Origin of the sequence: Pseudomonas sp. NCIMB 10586, from assembly GCF_023127895.1 — a bacterium.
Lineage (GTDB): Bacteria > Pseudomonadota > Gammaproteobacteria > Pseudomonadales > Pseudomonadaceae > Aquipseudomonas > Aquipseudomonas synxantha_A.
In genome coordinates this window covers 1-15,614 of record NZ_SPKQ01000050.1, presented here as the reverse complement: position 1 = coordinate 15,614, position 15,614 = coordinate 1, and the positions used below count along the sequence as shown (strand labels likewise).

The following is a 15,614-nucleotide window of genomic DNA, read 5'->3' as shown; positions in this document are numbered from 1 at the left end:
CCGGGCATGGAGAGCTGTACATGAGAATCCTATGGATTGTGCCCTATCTGCCGTGGCCGACCACCAGCGGCGGCAAGACCCGGCAGTATCATTTGCTGCGCACCTTGAGTGAGCGCGGGCATCGCATCACGCTGCTGGCGCAATCGAAGACACCGGCCGATGACGCGGTGCACGCAGCCCTTGAACCGTTGCTCGAACGCCTGATCGTGGTGCCGCGCCGGCCGCTGAAACACCCGATGACCCTGCTCGCGGGCGTATTCGCACCGTGGCCGCTGTTGACCACGGTCAATGGCCTGTCGGCACCGTTGCAAGCCCAATTTGCGCAACTGTTGAACGAGCGCTGGGACGTGATTCAAGTGGAACACAGCTACAGCCTGCAACCGTTTCTGCGCACCTTGCAGCAGCGCCAGCGCGAGTTTGTGCTGACCGAGCACAACCTGGAATCAAGCCTGGGTGGCGCCACTTATGACCGTTTCCCCAAGTGGGCTGCGCCGTTCGTGCAGTACGACCAATGGCGCTGCCGGCAATGGGAACGCAAGGCGTTCGATGCCGCCGCCCATGTGATCGCGGTGACCGACGCGGACGCCCAGGCCATGCGGCCGTTGACTGCAACGCCGGTAAGCGTGGTAGTCAATGGCGTCGACAGCCGTGCCTTCGCCCAGGTCAGTGCCGATGCACAGAGCCAGCGTTTGTTGTTTGTCGGCAATTACGAATACGCACCGAACCTGGACGCTGTGCAGTGGTTGCTTGAGGAGATATTCCCCCGGGTCTGGCTGCAGTGTCCGAACGCGCGCCTGGCAGTGGCCGGTTACGGCTTGCCCGAACACTGGCGCGACCGTTGGCCGGATGAACGTGTCGAGTGGCTGGGGTTTGTTCCTGATCTGTGCGCCCTGCAACGGCGCTGCGCCGGTTTTGTCGCCGCGTTGCGCCATGGCGGCGGCTCCAAGCTCAAGGTGCTGGAGGCAATGGCCGCCGGCTTGCCGCTGGTCAGCACGGCCCAGGGTGTTTCCGGTTTGGCGGTGCAACCCCAGGCGCATTACCTCGCGGGCGAAAGCGCCGAGGCCCTGGCCGATGCCATCGTGCGTTTGCTGGATCAGCCGCTGCTGGCCCGGCAACTGGCCGATGCGGCACGCGATTATGCGCGGCATTACCACGACTGGGCGGTGGCCGGTGACGAACTGGAGCACATCTACCGCACCTTGATCGCCTCTAAGGAGTCTCAGCCATGCGCGTAGCCCTGGACTATCGCCCCGCCACGGTTGCGCCCTCGTCGGGCATCGCCCGCCAGGTCCTGGCGCTGGAAGATGCCCTGCGCGCGCGGGGCAACACCGAGGTGGTGCTGTTCACTGAGGCGCCCCTGGACCACCCGCAACGCCAGAACGCCATTTGCCCACCGTGGGCCAGCCCGCTGGATGGCCTGCAACGGCCGCAGGTACGCTTGCGGTTCGAGCGCAAATTTTTGCCCAGAGCCTTGCACGAGCAACAGATCGACCTGCACATCGCCACGGCCAATATGGGCTTGCCGCTGTGCCGCAAACCCGCCGGCACCCGTTATATCCTGGTGCTGCATGACCTGTTTCAGCTGACTCAGCGTAACTTCCATCGCTCCAGGCTCAAGGCCCTGGCCTATCGCTTGATCGACGGCGCCTCGATTGCCTGGTCGGTGTGGCAGGCTGACCGGGTGTGGTGCCCTTCGCAGTTTTCCTGCAACGAAGCCGCCCGCGTATTCCCCTGGGCTCGGGCCAAGTTCCGGGTGTTGAGCAACCTGGTGCCCGAATTGAATGCAGCGCCAGAACCGCTGCCAGACAACCTGCCGGCGCGTTACTGGCTGGTGGTGGGCACGCGGGAGCCGCGCAAGAACATGGCATTTTTCCTGCGCCAATGGCAGGCCTGCCGTGCGGCGAACCCTGAGGTGCCGGACCTGGTGCTGGTGGGCCATGCCAGCGATGTACCGTCCGCCCTTGGCGAACTGCCGGGCCTGCATTGGTGCAGCGGTTTATCCGACGGCCAACTGCAAGCCCTCTACCGTCATACCGACTGCCTATGGCAGCCGTCTTATGCCGAAGGCTTTGGCCTGCCGGTGGTGGAAGCCTTGAGTGTCGGCACGCCGGTGGCGGTGGCACGCGGTTCCGCCCTGGATGAAGTCGCGCCGCCCGGCGCCCCGCGCTTCGACCCACACGATGCCAGGCAATTGCAGAACGTCATGCAGCAACTGGCAACCGCGGGCGACAAGGCAGACGCCGAAACGCAGCGCGCCTGGGCCCGGCAATTTGCCGAACCGGCCTATCGCTCGCGCCTGGATACTTTGCTCAAGGAATTGGACCGCTAATGCTGCCAGGAAAACTCATCAGTCTGCTCCTGGGCCTGGTCTTCGGCATTTTGCTGTTGGCCCTGTCGCCGATCAAGGCCTTGCTGGTCGTGGCCGGCGCGGGTGTGGCCTTGACCCTGATCCGCTTTCCCCTGTGGGGCTTGCTGATTTTCGCGGTGTTGGCCACCAGCATTCCCTACACTACGTTGGAACTGGGGATCCGCACCACCATCAGCGAAGCCGTGTTGGGGCTGACCTGGGTCGGGGTGTTCTGGCAATCGTTTATCGGCAAGACCCGCGGCTTGATCCTGTGGCGTCCGACCGAGCGCGCGCTGATGTGGTTGATGCTGTTCAGCACTATTCCGTTTATCTGGGGCATGGTCATCATCCATGCCGAAGGCAACGGACCGGTGAACTGGGTACGCTGGCTGATGAACCTGTCGTTGCTGTTTATCGTGCCGTTGCTGCTGCGCACCGACGCCGACCGCGACAAGGTGGTGGTCGCCCTGCTGCTGGGCAACCTGGCGATGCTGTTGCTGTCGATTTTCATGTTTTTGAAAACGCGCAACGCCATGTCGATGATCGAGGTGCTTACCGACCTCAAGTACGCCCACCCTGAAGCGGTGAAGGATATTTTTTCCGCCAACTACACGCGCATGGCCTCGCCCTGGGTGCACCCAAACCTGACGGGTGGCGTGCTGGTGCTGTTTATCCCCCTGGCGCTGTTCTACGGCTGGACCCGCAGCGGCTGGCGCCGGGCGCTGGGCCTGGCGGTGGCGGTGCTGGGTTGCGCCGGCCTGCTGCTGAGTATTTCCCGTGGCGCCATCGTGGCCCTGGCGCTGGTGCTGATCTGGCTGACCTATAAGCGCGTACCTAACAGCGGGCGCATCATCGGTATCGGCGTGGCGTTTGGGGTTGCGCTGGTGATGTTCTATCCGCCGTTGCAGGAGCGCTTGCTGACTATCTTTTCGTCCACCAACGCCAGTACCGAAATCCGCTTCGACGAGTACGCAAGATTCCCCGAGGCCATGTCGACATACCCCCTGGGGATCGGCTTCAAGATCGACCCACCCGTACCCGGCACCAACCTGTTGGGCATCTCCAACCTGTGGCTGAACTTCATCTACAAGGTCGGCATTCCGGGGATGCTGTTGTTTATCACCGTCACGGTGTTGTGGTGGCGTGAAGTGCGGCCGCTGGGCCAGGTGCGCAAGGTCACCGCCGACAACGCCCTGTGGCTGGGGTGTATCTGCGGCGTGATGGCAGCGCTGTTGACGGGGATTTTCGACCACTATTTCAGCTTCACCTTTGTACTGATCGCGCTGTTCTGGCTGTTGATGGGCATGAGCCTGCAACAGGTGCGTCTGCGCCCCTCCATTACCGCCCCTGTTGCTGCTATTGCGCCAAAGGATAACCAACCATGAAACACCGGATGATTCACTCCACCGATTTGCGCGATCGCCTCCCCACACTGGCCGCTGAACTGGGCGTGAGCCTGCCGGACCTGGAAGAGGCGCTGGACTGGTGCCTGGCCAACGACGTGGTGTTTGAAGAGGGCGAAGGCGACAACAAGCGCTTCTGGATAAACTCCATCGACCTGGAACCCGCCCTTGAGCACCCGGTGGCCCGCCTTTTGTTCCGCCGTATGAAGCAGGACCTGCCGGGCAAGCTGTTGCCGCGCTATGGCAAAAACTGGGCAACGATCAAGGATCGCTGGCGCAACGCCTGGGACATGGCCTACAACATTTTGATCAACAAGATCCCCAGCCACCATGTGCGCATTGCCTGGCTGCGCCTGGGCGGCGCGAAGATCGGCAAGGGCACAAGCTTGTGGCGTAACACCGAAGTGTTGGGCATCCACAACTTGAGAGTCGGTGACGATACGGTGATCGGTTGGCATTGCCAGGTAGACGCCCGCGCCGGGCTGGTGATCGGCAACCACGTGGCGATTGCCTCCCACGTGCTGATCATCGCCGGCAGTCATGATTTGCAGGCACCGGAGTTCTGGTCGATTTCCGGGCCGATCTACATCGACGACTATGTGTGGATCGGCAGCCGGGCGTTGATCGGCTACGGCACGCACCTGGGTCATGGTTCGGTGATCAGCGCCAATACCGTGGTGGCCAAGGCTGTGGCCCCCTACAAAATCATTGGCGGTTCCGGGGCCAAAATCATGGGCGAACGTTGCCATGATCTGAACTATAAGGTGGGTGGCAAGGGCCTGTTCACCCTGTTCCACTGATGTTCGGCAGCACGCTCTGGCTGACCGTCGCGACCCTCGCCGGGCTGGTCGCCGGTTTTGCCCGCGAATGGCTGCTGGTGGCGGCCTGGGGCGCGGGCAGCCGCAGCGACGGGTTTCTGGTGGCGGTATTTTTGCCCGAAGCGTTGCGCATGACCCTGGCCGCCGGCTTGCTTGCGGCGGCTGCCCTGCCCCTCTATCAACAACGCGACCCACAACGCCAGCAAGCCTGGCTGGCCAGTCTTTCCCCACGCCTGCTGGGAGTAGGCCTGGCCCTGTTTGCCATATTGGCGCTGGGCGCGCCGCTGTGGGTGCGCCTGATCGGCCCCGGCCTGGACGCCGAGGCCCATGCCGAAGCCGCCGCTAACTTGCGCTGGCTGGCGGCCTGTGCGCCGGGCCTGGTGATGCATGGGTTGTTCAGTATTCCCTTGCAGGCACGCCAGCGTTTTGTGCTGCCGGGGCTGGGCTCTTTGCTGTTCAACCTGCCGCCGGTGCTGTACCTGTTTATCCGTGGCAGCGCAAGCGACAGCGGCGAACTGGCCATGAGCTTTTTTGCCGGCAGTGTATTGATGTGCCTGCCACTGCTGGCGCCGGTCTGGTCTTTCGGCTGGCGGCCGTGGCAAGTCACTGGCGACAAGCTGGCGGGCCGCGAACTGTTGGGGCGCATCGGGCCATTGTTGGCCAGCAATGTCGCCAGCCAGGGTTTGGCGCTGCTCGAACGCTTGATCGCCAGTTACCTGGGGGAAGGTGCCGTCACGTGGGTCAACCTTGCACGCAAACTGATCAATCTGCCCTTGATCGCCCTGATGAGCCTCAACCAGGTACTGCTGGGCATGATGAGCGGCGAACAAGGCCAGCAGCGCCTGGCCCTGCTGCGCCGAGGCCTGGATGCTGCGACCCTGCTCAGCCTGCCGGCCGCCCTCGGCCTGATCGGCGCCAGCCCGGTGCTGATTCATCTGCTGATGCCCGCCCAAAGCGCCGACAGCCCACTGCCCGCCCTGCTGGCCTGGTTCGCGACGCCATTGGTGTTCGGCGCCTGGAACGCTATGCTCGCCCGCTACGCCTATGCCAGCGGCGACACGCGCCTGCCCTTGCGCTGCGAATTGCTGGGCAGCGGGGTCAACGCTTTGCTGTTGGTGCTGCTGCCGTACTTTCTGGGTTTGCCGGGTATCGCCCTGGCGGCGTTGGGCGGGGTTATCGTCACCAACCTGCTGCTGATGCAACGCCAGCAATTGCTTGGGCAACTGCGCTGGCCGCTGCAATGGGGGCTGAGTGCGGTATTACTGGGTTCTGCAGCCGTCATCTTGCATCCACTGCAAAACGATGGCTGGCAACTGGGCTTGAGTACCGTGACGGCGGCCCTGGTATTGGGAGGGTTGGCTGGGTGGTTCAAGCCGTGGAAACAGTGAACTGGAGCCACCACCGCAACGGCCTGCGCAGGAGCTGGTAAGCCAGCTCCTGCACGGACTCAGTCATCCAGCTGTTGAGGCGCAGCCGGCTTGGTTGCCTTACCCGCTTTGGTAGCGTTCTTGCCAGGCGCAGGCGCAGGTTCTGGCACAACCGGAGCAGCCGCTTCTTTCTCGGCCATCGGCATCTGGTCAATGGCGCTGAAAAATTCCTTCAGGTCGAGGGTATCCGGCGGTACGGTCTTCTCCAGTTTCTTCTCGCCATCCTTGCCGATCAGGATCACCTTGGTGCCGCTGCCGACGCCGAGCTTGAGGGCACGGATCAGCGCGTTGGTTTCAGGCGGCGTGAGCTTTTTGCTGTCCTTTGGGTCCTTGGCGAACTTCTCCCCTTCGGCGCCAATGCTACCGAACTTGACGGTGTAGAACACCATGCTGCGCTCTTCGAAGGACTGCTTGGTGGCAGCCTCTTCCAGTTGTTTCTTCAGCGTTGCCAGTGTCGGGTTTCCAGCATCAAGCTCCACGACCACCAGCGGGCGCGTCTTGCCCAACTCCTGCTTGAGCGGATTATCATCAGCGGCCAACAACGGCCCCGTAAAAGCCATCAAGGTAGCCAGGGTCAGCGACCGGATGAGCATGCGCACCTCCTTTGAATTCCATGCAGGGTTCTTGAGTTTCATGTCTGCGACAGTCAAATTCAAGGATGATTCCTACATCACTTTGAGAAGAGTAGGTCAGGACACCCGCTACGCAAGGGCTTGGAGAGTGGCCAGGTCATTGTTTCTTCCGGTTACGAGACCTTCCACTGCGGCCAATGCCGGGCAAAAACCGGGGCCACGACAGGGTCGGCGTCTACCCGCTCCAGGCTCTGTGCAAAGCCCGGCGCCAGGTTGCCGAGCACCTCGCGCGCGTCATCCCAGCGCGACACCGCCGCCGCCATGATGCCCAGTGCATTTGGCACGTTGCCCGGGGTAAACAGCTGGTCGGCAAACTGATCGGCAAACACGATCCAGGCCTGGTGCAGGTAGCGCCGTGTGCCGCTGACCAGTTGCGCTTGCTGCGCCTCATCGGCATTACCCAACCAGCGTTGCGGGTAGTCGATGATGCCGATCGCCGAATAGCAATTGGCGGCGATGTACAGCAAGCCGCGCAGGATCTGCGCACGATCGCCGGCCAGCAACTCGGCCTTGGGGTACTCCAGGCCCAGGTGGATCAGGATAGCGGCGCTTTCGGTCAACACTTGGCCATTGGGGGTGACCAGGGTGGGGATCTGCTTGAGTGGATTGATACGTGCAAGAGCGTCACTGCCCTCGCCGTCCTGCCAGGAGCTGGCGTCCACGCGATGCCACGGCACGGCGCAGCGCTGCAGGGCGATTTCGATCATGCAGGAACCGGATTCGTCGGTGCCATAAAGTGTGTACATGGGCGTTGCCTCCTGAGCGATGGGCGATAGGGACAGTGTGGTCCATTGCCTAGAATAGCCCCATCTGCCCGCCCACCAGGGTACCGAAGTCATCATTCACAAACGGCAGGATCGCGTCGGCAACGGGCTGCAATTGCCGGGTCACATAGTGGTCGTAGTCGACGGGCGCTTGCCGCACTTCCAAGGGTTCGGGGCCGTTGACGCTGATCACGTAGCTGATCCAGCCACCGCGCTGGTACTGGCGCGGGCGCCCCAGGCGGTCGTTGTACTCGTCGGCCAAACGTGCCGCGCGCACATGGGGCGGGACATTGCGTTCGTAGTCGTGCAAGGGGCGGCGCAGGCGCTTGCGGTAGATCAGCAACTCGTCGAACTCGCCGCTCAGGGTACGGCGCACGTAATCGCGTATGTAATCCTGATGGGGCTGGCGATGGAAGATGCGCCGGTAGAGTTCCTGCTGAAATTGCCGGGCCAGAGGCGACCAATCGCTGCGCACGGTTTCCAGGCCTTTGTAGACCATCTCTTCGCTGCCATCGTCGCGCACCACCAAACCGGCGTAGCGCTTCTTGCTGCCCTCCTCCGCGCCACGGATGGTCGGCATCAGGAAGCGGCTGAAGTGGGTTTCGTATTGCAGCTCCAAAGCACTTTGCAGGCCGTACTCGGTGCTCAGGTGGGCGCGCCACCAATCATTGACGTGCTGCACCAGCGCCAGGCCGATGCGATTGGCATCCTGCGGAGAATGGGCGCTGCCGAGCCAGACGAAGGTGGAGTCGGTGTCGCCGTAGATCACTTCATAACCCTGGGCCTCCACCAGCTCGCGGGTCTGGCGCATGATCTGGTGCCCCCGCAGGGTGATCGACGACGCCAACCGCGTATCGAAAAACCGACAGCCACTGGAGCCGAGCACGCCGTAGAAGGCATTCATGATGATTTTCAAGGCTTGGGACAGCGGCGCGTTGTGCTCGCGCTTGGCCTCTTCACGACCTTCGGATACGCGAGTGACGATGGACGGCAGGCAGTGCCGGGTGCGGGAGAAACGTGCGCCGCGAAAGCCCTCTACCGAGTCGCTGTCGTCGGGATGCTTGAGGCCTTCGATCAAGCCCACCGGGTCGATCAGGAAGCTGCGGATGATCGATGGGTAAAGGCTTTTGTAGTCCAGCACCAGCACCGATTCGTAGAGGCCCGGGCGTGAGTCCATGACAAACCCGCCAGGGCTGGCCTGGGGCGGTTTGTCGCCCAGGTTCGGCGCGACGAAACCCTGGCGATGCATCAACGGCAGGTACAAGTGGGTGAAGGCGGCGACCGAACCGCCGTTACGATCGGCCGGCAAGCCAGTGACGCTGGCACGCTCCAGCAAGAACTTGAGTAACTCGGTCTTTTCAAAAATCCGTGTGACCAGCTCACAGTCCTTGAGGTTGTAGCGCGCCAAGGCGGGCTTGTCCTCGGCGAACATGCGGTTGATTTCGTCCATGCGCTGGTACGGGGTGGAAATGTCCTTGCCTTCGCCGAGCAGGGTTTGTGCGACGTTTTCCAGGCTGAAGGATTCAAAGCTCCAGGTCGCCGAGCGCAGCGCTTCGATCCCGTCGATGATCAAGCGCCCCGCCGCTGCCGCGAAGTAGTGATTGCGGCTGCCGTGCTCGCGCCAGGTCATGGCTTCACCGCCACGCCCCAGCAACAGCGGCACGTTCAGACGTTGGGCGTGCTCATGCAGGACGCGCAGGTCGAACTGCACCACATTCCAGCCGATGATCGCATCGGGATCAAAGGTGGCCAGCCATTGGTTGAGGCGTTCGAGCAGTTGCGCACGGGTGTCGCAGTAGTCGAGCTTGAAGTCCACGGCATCGGTTTTGTTTGGCGGGCCGAGCATATACACCTGGCGCTCGCCGCAGCCTTCCAGCGCGATGGAATACAGATCGCCCTGGGCGGTGGTTTCGATGTCCAGGGACACCAACTTCAAGCGCGGGCGGTAGTCGGGCGCGGGCTTCATCTGCGCGTCGAGCAAGGTGCCGTTCGCGTCGGGCGTGCCGCCGAACCATACGGGGGCAGTGATAAAACGCTCCATCATGTAACGCTCGGGCGGTCGCACGTCGCCTTCGTAGACATCGACCCCGGCGCTGCGCAGGCGCTTTTCGATGTCCATCAATTGGCGGTGCTGGCGGGCATAAAGGCCCAGGACCGGGCGATGGTGGAAGTCGCACAGTTGCAGCGCACGCAACTCCAGATCGCGCTCGCCCTTGAGCAGCCAATCGAGCGGCTTGCGATGGACTTCGGGGATGAACATCACCGAGGTTTGCACGGGTAGGCGAATACACCGAGGCCCGTGGTCGGTGGCCAGCCAGAAACTGACCTCCGTGCCTAACGGGGTATCGCGCCAATGCCGGGTCAGGACAAAACCCTGCTGTAAATCCACCGTACCGCACCTCAGGAATCGCTTTCAGGGCGTGATTCTACTCGGCATCTGTACAAACGCGGCAGGTTAACGCGCACGCAGAGCGCAATCGCATAAATTTGTTGCAGGACATTAATAACAATCACTATCATTTGCGTCGGAGTCGTATCCGCGCAGTGAGGAAGCGCAACGTCGCTGCCCCCTTCCTCATAAGTTAGCCGTCTGGATCGACCATGCCCCTCTGCAATCTTTTCGCTGCGCCATTTCGCCCGGCCCTGCTCGCCCTTTGTTGCTCCGTGAGCCTTGCTGCACAGGCGGCAACCCCAGCGGCCTCAGACAACGTATTGGAACTGGGCGCCACCAACATCAATGTCCAAGCCCTGGCGCCCACAGCGCTGCCCCCTGAGTTTGCAGGTGGCCAGGTTGCACGCGGCGGCCAATTGGGTGTGCTGGGCAACCAGGACATCATGGATGTGCCCTTCAGCATTTCCTCCTACACCGAAAAGCTGATTCGCGACCAGCAGGCGGAAACCGTCGGCGACGTGTTGCTCAATGACTCTTCTGTGCGCCAGGCCTCAGGGTATGCGAACCAGTCCCAGACGTTCATGATTCGTGGCTTGCCGTTGAATGGTGACGACATTTCCTATAACGGTTTGTACGGCGTCCTACCCCGCCAGATCATCTCCACCGATGCCCTGGAGCGAGTGGAAGTGTTCAAGGGCCCCAATGCTTTCATCAATGGCGTCACGCCCACCGGTTCGGGTATTGGTGGCGGTGTGAACCTGCAACCCAAGCGTGCCGATGATGTTCCGCTGCGCCGTTTCAGCACTGATATCAGCAGCGATGGTCGGATTGGCGAACACTTGGATATTGGCCAGCGCTTCGGCGAAGACAACCGGTTTGGCGCACGGGTCAACCTGTCCCAGCGCGAAGGCGATACCGGGATTGATGATGAAAACCAGCGTTCGAAGCTGTTTGCCGTCGGCCTTGATTACCGCGGCGATGCTTTGCGGCTGTCCGGTGATTTTGTGTATCAGAAGCAGCGTATCAACGGTGGGCGTAACTCGGTGTTCCTTGGCACCATCACCCAGGTGCCGGATGCGCCGTCGGCAGACACCAACTACGCGCCAAGCTGGAGCAGTACCAACCTTGAAGACACCTTGGGGATGCTGCGCGCCGAATATGACCTGAATGAAAACTGGACCGCCTACGCGGCAACCGGTGCCAAGCACAGCCGTGAAATGGGGCGCTACTCGTCGGTGACCTTGAGCGATAATCTCGGCAATGCCAGCGCCAGCGGCTCGACTATCGCCCACGAAGAAAACAATACCAGTGCCATGGGTGGCCTCAATGGCAAGTTCCACACCGGCCCGGTGAGCCATCGGCTCAACTTCGGCCTGGCAGGCATCTGGACCGAGGCGCGCAACGCCTATGTATTCGCCAGCGCAAAAACCCCGACCAATATCTACAACCCCGTGACCGGCGCGCCGCCGGCCCTCAACAGCCCACGCAATACCCCAGGTACCGACTTCAGCGATCCGACCATCACCGACAAGACATTCGTGCGTAGCGTCGCGGTATCCGACACCTTGGGGTTCTTCGATGACCGCCTGTTAGTGACCGTTGGTGCACGTCGCCAGCAGATGGTGGTGCAGAGTTACAACTACATGAGCGGTACCCGCACCGCCAACTATGACGAATCGATCACCACACCGGTCTACGGCATTGTGTTCAAACCGTGGGAGCACGTATCTCTGTATGCCAACCGCATTGAAGGCCTGGCTCAGGGCCCGACGTCGCCGCTCAAATCAGGCAACCTGACGGTCATCGGTGGCGGGCAAGCTTATGCGCCTGCCCGGTCCAAGCAGATCGAAGCGGGTGTCAAAGTGGACATGGGCACCTATGGCGCGACCCTGGGTGTATATCGTATCGAGCAGCCCGGCGCGGGTTATGCCGAGGCCATCGACGCCACCACCGCCCGCTACGTGCGGGAAGGTCAGCAGATCAACAAGGGCGTCGAGCTCAACGTATTCGGCGAACCGGTCAGCGGCCTGCGCTTGCTGGGCGGGGTGACCCTGATGAAAACCGAACTCAAGGGCACCCTCAACGGCGCCAACGACGGCAACCGTGCCATTGGCGTACCGTCATTCCAGCTCAACGCCGGGGTGGATTGGGATGTGCCCGGCCTGCAAGGCGTAAGCCTCAGCGGGCGTATGCTGCGCACCGGCGGGCAGTACGCCGACGCGGCCAACAACCTGAGCCTGCCGGCCTGGAACCGCTTCGACGTGGGTGCGCGCTACACCTTCGCCGTGGACAAGCGCGAGGTGACATTGGGTGCCACGGTAGAGAACGTCGCCAACGAGAAATACTGGGAGTCGGCCCAGGGCGGGTTCCTGAGCCAGGGGGATCCGCGAGTGGCGAAGTTGTCGGCGTCGATTGATTTCTAGAACGTGATTACGTTGGGGGGCTGATCTGCCCCCTTGCCCACCATCATACTGGTCGGGTTTCGCTCAGATAGGTTTCGATATTGCCCATCTGCTCATCCCAACCACGGGAGTTCATCTTGAACGCCTTCTGGCGCCGCGCCTCGGGAACCTGGTCGAAACCGGATTCGACAACCCGCAGCAGGATGCCGGGGGCGCGATCCTCGATGGTGAACTCCACCAGGGTCGGTGTTTCGTTGTCGTAGTCGACGCCCTCCTCTACCGCGAAGGGGTGCCACCAGAAAGAGAACAGGGTTTGCGGCAGGACGCGTTCGATCCTGGCCTTCCAGACTACATGTTCGTAGCCTGGGTAAGTAATTGGCGCTTCGATAGTTTGCCCGGCTACAAAGGTTTTGCCCTTGAGCGCGATACCGAACCAGCTGCCAAATTGCTCGGCATCCGTGAGAGCCTCCCAAACCTGTTTACGCGATGCATTGAGCAGGACTTTGCGTTCGATTCGATCTAATACGTGCATGAGTCACCTCCTTCTTTGAACAGTAGGCGACATCGACCAATGCGCAACCTTGCGTTGTGCGCGATGATGATGACCCCCTCCTTGACCTGGCCATAGGTTATGACTGACCCATTGAATGGAAGTTGCTTGTGCAAAAGTGTGCGCTATCAGGTGGACAGCCTGGACATGCCCATCAGCCACTGCCATTGCGACAGCTGTCGCAAAGCACACGCAGCTGCGTTTGTTGCCACTGCCGGGGTGATGCGCGAGCATTTTCGCTGGACGCACGGTGAAGAGCTTTTGGCATCCTTTGAATCCTCGCCGGGGAAACTCCGACGCTTCTGCTCGCGCTGCGGCTCACATCTGATTGCCGAACGGGGGCATCAGCCCCACGTGATCGTGCGGGTGGCGACGCTGGACGATGATCCCGGCGTCAGGCCCACCTCGCATATCTGGATGGCCCATGAGGTGCCATGGCTGGCCTATGAAGGCTTAGAGCGCTGGGACGAGTGGCGGGCCTGAGTCAGACGCGTGGGTCGCCTGGCGCTTTGGCTGGCGTCGCATACTGCGGCTTGAGATGACCTTCCTGGTCAAGCAACCAGGCATCCATGATCTGCCGCACAACCGGCCCAGCCACACGGCCTCCGGCCTCGCCGTTTTCAATCATGACGGAAATCACGATTTTCGGATGTTCGGCCGGCGCAAAACCGACGAACAAGGCGTTATCGCGATGACGCTCCAGCGTCTTGTTGCGGTTGTAGCGCTCACCCTGCTTGATCGCCACTACCTGGGCAGTGCCGCTCTTGCCGGCGATGCGGTATTGGGCGCCTTGCGCTGCCGCCCGGGCGATACCGCGTGGGTCGTGCATCACCAATTGCATACCATGGTTGACCTGCTCCCAATCACGCGGGTCTTTTAAGACCACGTTGGGCATCGGGTTCTCATCCACCGGAGGCACGCCGTTGATGGTCTTGGCCAGGTGCGGACGGTTCCAGATGCCTTTATTGGCGATCAATGCAGTGGCTTGGGCCAGTTGCAGTGGTGTCACTTGCATATAGCCCTGGCCGATGCCAAGGATCACGGTTTCGCCTGGGAACCAGGGCTGGCGACGGGTCGCACGCTTCCAGGCCTGAGAGGGCATCAGACCTGCGGACTCTTCGAACATGTCCAGGGACACCTTCTGACCAAGGCCGAACTCGGCGAGGTAGTCGTGCAGGCGATCGATGCCTAGCTTGTGGGCCAGGTCGTAGAAGTAAGTGTCGTTGGAACGCATGATGGCGGCGTCCATGTCTACCCAACCGTCGCCACTGTGGTTCCAATTGCGGTATTTGTGGTCAAAGTCCGGCAACTGGTAATAGCCGGGGTCAAACACCCGGGTTTGCGGGGTGACAACGCCACTGTCGAGACCCGCGATAGCAACTTCCGGCTTAATGGTTGAACCCGGCGCATAGAGCCCACGTAGCACGCGGTTGAACAGCGGCCGATCAATGGAATCGTGCAGCGCGGCGTATTCCTTGAAGCTGATGCCGGTGACGAACAGGTTCGGATCGAAACTCGGTTTGCTGACCATGGCCAGTACTTCACCGGTTTGCGGGTCCAGAGCCACGACCGAACCACGCCGGTCGCCCAGGGCTTCTTCGGCGGCTTCCTGAAGCTTGACGTCGAGGCTCAGGACGATGTTTTTGCCAGGGATCGGATCGGTGTGCTTGAGCACGCGTAGGACGCGCCCCTGGGCGTTGGTCTCGACCTCTTCATAACCGACATGGCCGTGCAGCTCGGCCTCGTAAAAACGCTCGATCCCGGTTTTACCGATGGATTGGGTACCGCGGTACTCCACGGAATCAAGGGTCTTGGATTCTTTCTCATTGATGCGGCCGACGTAGCCGATGGAGTGGGCAAAGTGCGCACCCAGCGGGTAGTGGCGGACGAATTGGGGCTCGACGTCTACCCCTGGAAGACGGAACTCGTTGACGGCCAAAACGGCGATCTGTTCTTCGTTCAACTCATAGAACAGCGTGACCGGAACAAACGGGTGACGAGCCTGCTTAAGCGCCTTATCGAACATGGCTCGGTCTTCGGCAGGCAGATGCAGCAGATTGACGAGCGCGTCCAGCTCACCCTTAAGGTCGGTGGTGCGTTCACGGGTGATGGTCAGGTTGTAACTCGGACGGTTGTCGGCCAGGACTACACCATTACGGTCATAGATCAAGCCGCGAGTTGGCGTGATCGGCAGTACGTGAACCCGATTGTTTTCCGAGATCGTGGAGTGGTAGTCGTACTGCACCACTTGCAGAAAATACATACGCCCCACCAGGGCACAGGTGATGCCTACCACCAGCAGTGCACAGGCCAGCAAGCGCTTGTTGACCAGGCGGTTTTCTTTTTCGTGATCTTTGATAGGTATCGGCTCAGGCATTTCTACAGCATCTCGTTGGAAATTAGCGACGCCGCCTCCTGCGGGTAACGATCAGTCCTTGTGAAAATGTGCTGCACCATACCAAAAATGCAGAAACACTTTGCATTGATTTCCCCAACGGCACGTTATTTAAGCGAGAGTCCCAGAGGCAGCCGGCTTTTCGACCGCCCAAAACAAAACCCCTGTTTGCGTTAGCAAACAGGGGTTCTGGAATTTAATCTTGACGATGACCTACTCTCACATGGGGAAACCCCACACTACCATCGGCGATGCATCGTTTCACTGCTGAGTTCGGGATGGGATCAGGTGGTTCCAATGCTCTATGGTCGTCAAGAAATTCGGGTACTGAGTCGTGACCAGTTGGTCTCGCTTCAGCAAATTGGGTATGTGACAGTTTTCGGTGTTTTGTGAGCGTCGAACTTTCGGTTCATTTTCGTCTTCACACACCGCAATCTGGTCTCTTTCGCTTTTCAGCTCAGAGCATGCAAATTGCTTGGGTGTT

The 15,614-nt window shown here is 61.0% G+C and carries 12 protein-coding genes and 1 rRNA gene; 7 read left to right on the top strand and 6 right to left on the bottom strand.

Features of this window, described 5'->3' with window-relative positions; all coding sequences use genetic code 11:
• Window positions 1–20: 20 nt before the first annotated feature.
• The 5 genes from E4P01_RS23640 to E4P01_RS23620 are packed head-to-tail and all read left to right on the top strand — an operon-like array spanning window position 21 to window position 5,956.
• Window positions 21–1,235 carry a glycosyltransferase family 4 protein gene (locus E4P01_RS23640; protein WP_216091006.1) on the top strand — a complete coding sequence of 405 codons (1,215 nt, stop codon included), beginning with the start codon at window positions 21–23 and terminating at the stop codon, window positions 1,233–1,235.
• Window positions 1,226–2,329, top strand: coding sequence for a glycosyltransferase family 1 protein (locus E4P01_RS23635; protein ID WP_078820818.1), 1,104 nt, complete (start codon window positions 1,226–1,228; stop codon window positions 2,327–2,329). Before E4P01_RS23640 ends, E4P01_RS23635 begins: the two co-directional genes overlap by 10 nt.
• A complete protein-coding gene (locus E4P01_RS23630) occupies window positions 2,329–3,732 on the top strand; it encodes an O-antigen ligase family protein (protein ID WP_005786790.1) in 1,404 nt (467 codons plus the stop codon). The genes E4P01_RS23635 and E4P01_RS23630 overlap by 1 nt, the downstream gene beginning before the upstream one ends.
• Window positions 3,729–4,550, top strand: coding sequence for an acyltransferase (locus E4P01_RS23625; RefSeq protein WP_005786788.1), 822 nt, complete (start codon window positions 3,729–3,731; stop codon window positions 4,548–4,550). Before E4P01_RS23630 ends, E4P01_RS23625 begins: the two co-directional genes overlap by 4 nt.
• On the top strand, window positions 4,550–5,956 hold the full coding sequence (locus tag E4P01_RS23620) for a lipid II flippase MurJ (protein WP_216091005.1): 1,407 nt from the start codon (window positions 4,550–4,552) through the stop codon (window positions 5,954–5,956). Before E4P01_RS23625 ends, E4P01_RS23620 begins: the two co-directional genes overlap by 1 nt.
• A gap of 59 nt (window positions 5,957–6,015) precedes the next feature.
• Here the strand turns inward: E4P01_RS23620 and E4P01_RS23615 are convergent, their stop codons facing one another.
• The 3 genes from E4P01_RS23615 to E4P01_RS23605 form a co-directional block, all read right to left on the bottom strand.
• The gene (locus E4P01_RS23615; RefSeq protein WP_032876911.1) at window positions 6,016–6,588 is read right to left on the bottom strand and encodes a DUF4174 domain-containing protein; all 573 of its coding nucleotides are present in this window, start codon (window positions 6,586–6,588) and stop codon (window positions 6,016–6,018) included.
• Window positions 6,589–6,740: 152 nt separating this feature from the next.
• On the bottom strand, window positions 6,741–7,373 hold the full coding sequence (locus tag E4P01_RS23610; RefSeq protein WP_078820816.1) for a glutathione S-transferase: 633 nt from the start codon (window positions 7,371–7,373) through the stop codon (window positions 6,741–6,743).
• A gap of 49 nt (window positions 7,374–7,422) precedes the next feature.
• Window positions 7,423–9,780, bottom strand: coding sequence for a DNA polymerase II (locus tag E4P01_RS23605; RefSeq protein WP_078820815.1), 2,358 nt, complete (start codon window positions 9,778–9,780; stop codon window positions 7,423–7,425).
• A gap of 212 nt (window positions 9,781–9,992) precedes the next feature.
• On the opposite strand from E4P01_RS23605, the gene E4P01_RS23600 reads away from it, so the two are divergent.
• Window positions 9,993–12,206, top strand: a complete 2,214-nt coding sequence (locus E4P01_RS23600) for a TonB-dependent siderophore receptor (RefSeq protein ID WP_216091004.1) — start codon at window positions 9,993–9,995, stop codon at window positions 12,204–12,206.
• Window positions 12,207–12,249: 43 nt separating this feature from the next.
• Here E4P01_RS23600 and E4P01_RS23595 read toward each other — a convergent pair whose 3' ends face one another.
• Window positions 12,250–12,717 (bottom strand): SRPBCC family protein, encoded by a 468-nt coding sequence (locus tag E4P01_RS23595; RefSeq protein ID WP_003190189.1) that lies wholly within the window; start codon window positions 12,715–12,717, stop codon window positions 12,250–12,252.
• Window positions 12,718–12,816: 99 nt separating this feature from the next.
• On the opposite strand from E4P01_RS23595, the gene E4P01_RS23590 reads away from it, so the two are divergent.
• Window positions 12,817–13,218, top strand: coding sequence for a GFA family protein (locus E4P01_RS23590; RefSeq protein ID WP_078820813.1), 402 nt, complete (start codon window positions 12,817–12,819; stop codon window positions 13,216–13,218).
• A gap of 1 nt (window position 13,219) precedes the next feature.
• Here E4P01_RS23590 and mrdA read toward each other — a convergent pair whose 3' ends face one another.
• Complete coding sequence (mrdA, locus tag E4P01_RS23585) at window positions 13,220–15,112, bottom strand: penicillin-binding protein 2 (protein WP_078820812.1); 1,893 nt, start codon at window positions 15,110–15,112, stop codon at window positions 13,220–13,222.
• A 218-nt stretch (window positions 15,113–15,330) separates the two neighbouring features.
• A 5S ribosomal RNA gene (rrf, locus tag E4P01_RS23580) occupies window positions 15,331–15,446 on the bottom strand.
• Window positions 15,447–15,614: the final 168 nt, after the last annotated feature.

Bases quoted from the DNA above. Each gene is read 5' to 3' on its own strand.
- E4P01_RS23640 (WP_216091006.1), top strand. From the start codon at position 21: ATGAGAATCCTATGGATTGTGCCCTATCTGCCGTGGCCGACCACCAGC.
- E4P01_RS23635 (WP_078820818.1), top strand. From the start codon at position 1,226: ATGCGCGTAGCCCTGGACTATCGCCCCGCCACGGTTGCGCCCTCGTCG.
- E4P01_RS23630 (WP_005786790.1), top strand. From the start codon at position 2,329: ATGCTGCCAGGAAAACTCATCAGTCTGCTCCTGGGCCTGGTCTTCGGC.
- E4P01_RS23625 (WP_005786788.1), top strand. From the start codon at position 3,729: ATGAAACACCGGATGATTCACTCCACCGATTTGCGCGATCGCCTCCCC.
- E4P01_RS23620 (WP_216091005.1), top strand. From the start codon at position 4,550: ATGTTCGGCAGCACGCTCTGGCTGACCGTCGCGACCCTCGCCGGGCTG.
- E4P01_RS23615 (WP_032876911.1), bottom strand. From the start codon at position 6,588: ATGCTCATCCGGTCGCTGACCCTGGCTACCTTGATGGCTTTTACGGGG.
- E4P01_RS23610 (WP_078820816.1), bottom strand. From the start codon at position 7,373: ATGTACACACTTTATGGCACCGACGAATCCGGTTCCTGCATGATCGAA.
- E4P01_RS23600 (WP_216091004.1), top strand. From the start codon at position 9,993: ATGCCCCTCTGCAATCTTTTCGCTGCGCCATTTCGCCCGGCCCTGCTC.
- E4P01_RS23595 (WP_003190189.1), bottom strand. From the start codon at position 12,717: ATGCACGTATTAGATCGAATCGAACGCAAAGTCCTGCTCAATGCATCG.
- E4P01_RS23590 (WP_078820813.1), top strand. From the start codon at position 12,817: ATGACTGACCCATTGAATGGAAGTTGCTTGTGCAAAAGTGTGCGCTAT.
- mrdA (WP_078820812.1), bottom strand. From the start codon at position 15,112: ATGCCTGAGCCGATACCTATCAAAGATCACGAAAAAGAAAACCGCCTG.